We start from the raw sequence: 745 nt of genomic DNA, 5'->3' as shown, positions 1-745 counted from the left end.
CTGTTCATCAGTAAGCGTGATGTTCATTGCCTTCTCAACCGCAGAAAAATACGTCATTTTTTCCCGTGACAGCTTCAGCCCGCTTTCCGGCACTCTGGCGCTGTATTTAGGATCCTGCCACCAGGCGTAAAAATGGAATTTATAATCCTGTGCCGTCAGCAATAAGCCTGATGCAGTGCTCTCCTGTGCACGGTTACTCATCTCGTAAAAATCACCACCCACGCCTTCAGCCGTGGATTCATCAAAAATAATGCATTCATCAGAAACGGCATTAAGCGTACCGGTTCGCAGCTCTTTCGCCTTAGCCGGATATTTCGCGCAAATTTTGCCGTGCTCTGAGATATGCAGGCGCTGCCCCGTACCTGAGCGAAATGAGGTTGCCACCTGAATACTCGAGCCGTGACCAAACAGGATATAGCCACCGCTGGCACCGCTACGACGTTCAACGATGGTGAATGAGGCTCTCAGCCAGTCAGGGAGATGATCCAACGGGACAGCAATTTTTGTGCGGAAAATTTCACTGGCAGCCTGTTTATCCTGAGCGACGATCCCGCATTTGAGATGCGGAATGAATAATGCCTGGTCGAGAAGATAAATATCAATGGCCGTGGAAAAACCCAGCTGGCGTGCTTTCAGGATAATATTTTTATTGTGCATGCTCCGGAACAACTGGCGCTGCGCCGGTCGCATTCTGAAGGTGACCAGTTCACCTTTTTCGTTCTGTATTTTGTAGAGATGATTGAGT

At 49.1% G+C, this 745-nt stretch carries 1 pseudogene; it reads right to left on the bottom strand.

Features of this window, described 5'->3' with window-relative positions:
* Positions 1-657, bottom strand: a pseudogene (locus Y887_RS17500) (DNA packaging protein); the annotation flags it as partial.
* Between the last annotated feature and the right edge of the window lie 88 nt (positions 658-745).

This window comes from Xanthomonas pisi DSM 18956 (assembly GCF_001010415.1).
GTDB lineage: Bacteria > Pseudomonadota > Gammaproteobacteria > Xanthomonadales > Xanthomonadaceae > Xanthomonas > Xanthomonas pisi.
This window is presented reverse-complemented; position numbering and strand designations above follow the sequence as displayed.